This window comes from Desulfocurvus sp. (genome assembly GCF_023230885.1).
In the GTDB taxonomy this organism is placed as follows: Bacteria; Desulfobacterota; Desulfovibrionia; order Desulfovibrionales; family Desulfovibrionaceae; genus Desulfocurvus.
The window spans coordinates 1-4,588 of record NZ_JALNWM010000240.1 but is presented as its reverse complement, the minus strand read 5'-3'; the positions used below and the strand labels follow the sequence as shown (position 1 = coordinate 4,588).

Below are 4,588 nucleotides of genomic sequence, written 5' to 3'. Positions count from 1 at the left end.
CCCCGGCCGACCGCCCCGCCAGACTTTGCGCCCCAGGCAGCCCCACCAGGCGCCCCGGCGGCTCCAGCCCACGGCCCGCCAAGGCATGCCCCAAACCCCCGCCCGGCGGCCACAGCCGAGGTGCCCCGCAAAGGACGGCGCACAGGGCATGCTGTAGCACATTTGAAAAATTATTATCTGTTTTTTATACAACGAGCTTGACGAAGCTCAAAATTTACTGCATATGGACTTCGCCACGATGGAACATTCGTGACACCTCAACAACCTGGTTTGGGAATCTGCCTGCGGCGAGGAAGCGTCTGACCCTCAGGGCGGGGTTCTCCGCAAGGACGACCGCCCGCGCCGCGTCTTGCGAGTTCCCCCCGCCCCACTACCGACCCCTCCCCTCCCCCCGGCGATGCCCGGCCGCAACCACTGCGGAGTGTCCGTCATGGAAAAACGCATCGGCGTCGTCGGGCTCGTCGTCGGCAACCGCGCCCAGACCGCCCCCAAGGTCAACGATGTGCTGACCGCCTTCGGCGAGCTCATCGTCGCCCGCGTCGGCCTGCCCTACAAGGAACGCAACGTCAGCGTCATCAGCCTCATCGTCGAGGCCACCACCGACGAACTCGGCGCCATGACCGGCAAGCTCGGGATGCTCCCGGGCGTGCAGGTCAAATCCCTGATGGTCTAGCCATGCGTACGCGAAGCCTGACCCTTGCGCTGCTGTCGGCCCTGGCCCTGTGTTGCGCCCTGCCCGCGCCCCTGCTCGCCCGGCCGGGCGGGCAGGCCCAGAACGCCACGGTGCTCGACGAGATCATCGTCACCGCGCGCGGCATGGCCAGCTCCCTGTCCAACACCCCCGGCGGCGTGGGCGTCGCCTCGGAGCGGGACGTGCTCCTGGAGCCCAAGGGCAGCCTGGCCTTCGCCGCCGCGCGCATCCCGGGCGTGTTCCACGGCGGCGACTCGCCCTGGGGCCAGGCCATCAACATCCGCGGCCTGTCCGGCTCCTCGGTGGTCTTCCTCATCGACGGCAAGCGCGTGAACACCGCCACGGAAATCAACGCCCAGATGGGCTTTGTCCAGCCGCGCGACGTGGAGCGCATCGAGGTGCTCAAGGGCGCCGTCAGCGCGCTCTACGGCTCCGGCTCCCTGGGCGGGGTGGTCAACGTCATCACCAAGAAGGGCTCCTTCAGCCGGGAGCCCGGGCTCACGGGCGAAGTGTCCCAGGGGTTCTCCACCAACACCGAGGGCGTGGACAGCTACGGCCGCGCCGCCTACGAGAGCGAGAACCTCTGGGTCCAGCTCTCGGGCGGCCTGCGCGACCACGACGACTACCGCGGCGGCGACGCCACCACCATGACCAACAGCGGCTACGCCGACAACCAGGGCCGCCTGGCCGCCGGGCTGCGCTGGGGCCCCGGGCTGACCACCGAGTTCCAGGCTCTGGCCCTGGAGGCCAACGAGGTGGGCATCCCCGGCGGCTCGGCCTCCACGCCCGCCACCGCCCCCGTGACCTACCCGCGCACCGGCAACGTCATGCTCAGCCTGGACACCACCTGGGATGTGGACGCGGGCTGGCTGCGGACCCTGGAGCTCGACACCTATTACATGAAGAACGACCGGCGCACGCGCATCGAAAAACCCAACGCGATGGTCCGCGAGCTGCGGCCCGTGGCCTCCCACGAGACCATGGGCGCCAAGCTCCAGGCCGTGGCCACCCCCGGTGCGCACACCCTGGTCGCCGGGGCCGACGCCTGGCGCTGGCGCATGACTTCCGACCGCACCTACTTCCGCACCAACGGCACCATCGCCCACGACGACCCCACGCCCAACGCCACCATGACCTCGCTGTGGTCTTCGCCGAGGACGACTGGGCCCTGCATCCGGACTGGACCCTGAACCTGGGCCTGCGCCTGGACCGCATCGGCCTGGACAACGAGGACTCCACCGCCCGGACCGAGGACTCGCGCACCAACACCGGCAGCATCGCCCACGCCGGGCTGACCTGGCGCTTCGCCCCGGGCTGGTCCCACAGCCTGCTGGCCGCCGCCAGCTACCGCGCCCCGGACATCATGGAGCGCTTCAAATCCATCAACCTGGGCGGCGGCGTGATGCTCCTGGGCAACCCCGACCTCGCTCCCGAGAAGTCGCGCTCCCTCGAATACAGCCTGCACTACGCCGACGGGCGCTTCTCGGCCTCGGCCAACGCCTTCGCCAACTGGGTGGACGACCTGATCACCGAAACCTACGTCTCGCCCACGCGCTACACCATGAAGAACGTGGGCAAGGCGCGCATCCTGGGCGCCGAGGCCCAGGGCGAATGGCGCCTGACCCCGCGCCACACCCTGTACGGCAACGTCGCCTGGCTCACGGGCAAGGACACCAACGCCGACGAGCCCCTGCGCAACATCGCGCCCCTGTCCGGCCTCTTCGGCCTGCGCTACGACCGGGGCAACGGCTTCTGGGCCCTGGGCGAAATCCGCTGCGCGGCGGACAAGAAAAACGGCCCCGACGACGTGCAGGACCTGCCCGGCTGGGGCACGGCAAACCTCGCGGCGGGCTACGGCGCGGACTCCGGCAGCCTGCGCCACGAGGTGTCCCTGCACCTGCGCAACCTGCTCGACCGGCGCTACGTCAACCCCCTGGCCAACTCGCGGGGCATGACCGTCCTTGAGCCCGGCTTCAACGCCGAAGTGCTCTACACCTTGTCCTTCTAGGCAGGCCATGACCCGCGTCCTGACCCTTTGCGCCTTCTGCCTCCTCGCGCTGGGGGCGGCGCTGCTGGCCCAGGGCCAGCGGCCCGCCCCCGCCGGGGTGGTGCCGACGCTGTGCTTTCACACCTCCGGCCAGGCCACCACGCCGCAGATGCCCTTCTGGGCCGCCGTGAAGCAAGGCGCCCTGCCCGAACTGGCGCACCTCGAGGTCCGCCACTGGAAGAACCTGGACGACCTGCGCGCCAGCCTGCTGGCCGGACAGGGCGACCTCTGGCTCGGGCACCTGGAGGGCTTCGCCCAGGCGGCCCTGCGCGGGGCGCCCGTACGCCTTGTGGCCGTCACGGGCTGGCGCAAGTTCTCGGTACTGACCACCCGGCCCGGGGCGCGCGAGCTGGCCGACCTGGCGGGGGCCGACGGGGTGGTCCGCCTGGCGGTGACGCCCCGGGAGAGCCCGGCCGTGGCCCTGCTGCGCGAGGCCGGGCGCCGGGGCGGCCCGCCCGTGGAATTCACCCGGGCCGAACCCCGCCAGCTGCTGCTGGACGCCTCGCGCGGCGCCGTGCGCGACATGGTGGTGCCCGAGCCCCTGACCACGGTGCTGCTGGACAAGGTGCCCGGGCTGCGCGTGCTGGCGGCGGTGGAGGATCTGTATTCCCGGGCGGCGGGGGGCGACGGCACCCTGCCCCTGGCCGGGCTGGCCGTGCACGCCCGGCTGTGCGAGGAGCGGCCCGAGCTGGTGGAAAATCTGCTCCAGGCCATGCAGGACGCGGCCCCGGCCCTGGCCGCCGACCCCGATGCGGCCGTGGCCGTGCTGCCCGCCGATTTCGCGGCTTTCATCGACCCCGCCACGGTGCGCCGCTCCCTGGAGCGCGACCCCGTGCGCGTGCGCCCGGCGGCGCAGTGCCGCGAGGCCGTGCGCGCCTATCTGGCCCTGGTCCTGCCCGAGAGCGTGGGGTCGGACGGCGCCTCGCGCCTGCCCGAGGGGTTCTTCTGGCCATGAGTTCGCCCGTGGCCCGCCTCGCGCCGCTGGCTGTTTCCCTGGGGCTGCTCCTGGGGGGCTGGAGCCTGGCCGGGGTGTGGCTTTCGCCCGAGCTGGTGCCGCCGCCGTGGCGCGTGCTGCCCGTATTGGGCGGGCTGGCCTCCGGGGCCGAGTTCTGGCGCGCCCTGGGGCTGACCGCCGCCCGGGGCGCCCTGGGCCTGGGCTTCGGCCTGTGCGCGGCCCTGGCCCTGGGCATCCCCGCCGGGCTGAACCGCACCGCCGTTGCCCTGCTGGGCCCGCTGGTGGCGGCCCTGCAATCCTGCCCGCCCGTGCTGTGGACCAGCCTGGTCATGGTCTGGGCGGGCACGGGCTCGGCGATGCCGGTCCTGGTGGTCTTCGCCGGGGTCTTCCCGCCGCTGTTCGCCAACGTGGCCCAGGGCTGCGCGGCGCTGGACCCGCGCTACGCGGCCATGGCCCGGCTCTACCGCGTGCCCTGGCCCCGGCGGCTGGCCCGCGAGGTGCTGCCGGGCATCGCCCCCGCGGTGCTGGCCGGGCTGTCCTACGCCCTGGCCGCAGCCTGGAAGATCACCGCCGTGGCCGAATATCTGGGCGCCGACGACGGCCTGGGCGCGCGCATGTACTGGGCCTACCGGATGCTCGACGTGCCCGCGCTGTTCGCCTGGGCCTCGGTGCTCATGCTGGCGGGGGTGAGCCTGGAAATCGGGCTGGTGGCCCGGCTGCGCCGCGCGGCCCTGCGCTACACCAGCCGCGCCCGGGGGACGCAGTGAACACGCCGGAAAAAACGCGGATGGACGCTCCCGTGGCAACGTCCGCCACGGCGCCCGGAGCCGGGGCCGCCGCTGCGCCCATCATCGCCCTGGACGGGGTGGCCAAGGCCGCCGGGGGGCGGCCGGTG

At 72.4% G+C, this 4,588-nt stretch carries 5 protein-coding genes; all 5 read left to right on the top strand.

Annotated elements, in window-relative coordinates; genetic code table 11:
- The first annotated feature begins 430 nt into the window (after positions 1-430).
- From M0P34_RS13895 to M0P34_RS13875, 5 genes are read left to right on the top strand one after another with little or no spacing between them, the layout of a single operon-like run.
- Complete coding sequence (locus M0P34_RS13895) at positions 431-673, top strand: TM1266 family iron-only hydrogenase system putative regulator (RefSeq protein WP_291500172.1); 243 nt, start codon at positions 431-433, stop codon at positions 671-673.
- Between the two features lie 2 nt (positions 674-675).
- Positions 676-1,881: a TonB-dependent receptor plug domain-containing protein gene (locus M0P34_RS13890; protein WP_291500170.1), complete on the top strand. Its 1,206-nt coding sequence runs from the start codon at positions 676-678 to the stop codon at positions 1,879-1,881.
- Positions 1,833-2,699 (top strand): TonB-dependent receptor, encoded by an 867-nt coding sequence (locus tag M0P34_RS13885; protein WP_291500168.1) that lies wholly within the window; start codon positions 1,833-1,835, stop codon positions 2,697-2,699. Before M0P34_RS13890 ends, M0P34_RS13885 begins: the two co-directional genes overlap by 49 nt.
- A gap of 7 nt (positions 2,700-2,706) precedes the next feature.
- Positions 2,707-3,693, top strand: a complete 987-nt coding sequence (locus M0P34_RS13880) for a hypothetical protein (protein ID WP_291500166.1) — start codon at positions 2,707-2,709, stop codon at positions 3,691-3,693.
- The gene (locus M0P34_RS13875; protein ID WP_291500165.1) at positions 3,690-4,460 is read left to right on the top strand and encodes an ABC transporter permease subunit; all 771 of its coding nucleotides are present in this window, start codon (positions 3,690-3,692) and stop codon (positions 4,458-4,460) included. Before M0P34_RS13880 ends, M0P34_RS13875 begins: the two co-directional genes overlap by 4 nt.
- Positions 4,461-4,588: the final 128 nt, after the last annotated feature.

Excerpts from the sequence above, each read along its gene's own strand:
- M0P34_RS13895 (WP_291500172.1), top strand. The coding sequence starts at position 431 with ATGGAAAAACGCATCGGCGTCGTCGGGCTCGTCGTCGGCAACCGCGCC.
- M0P34_RS13890 (WP_291500170.1), top strand. The coding sequence starts at position 676 with ATGCGTACGCGAAGCCTGACCCTTGCGCTGCTGTCGGCCCTGGCCCTG.
- M0P34_RS13880 (WP_291500166.1), top strand. The coding sequence starts at position 2,707 with ATGACCCGCGTCCTGACCCTTTGCGCCTTCTGCCTCCTCGCGCTGGGG.
- M0P34_RS13875 (WP_291500165.1), top strand. The coding sequence starts at position 3,690 with ATGAGTTCGCCCGTGGCCCGCCTCGCGCCGCTGGCTGTTTCCCTGGGG.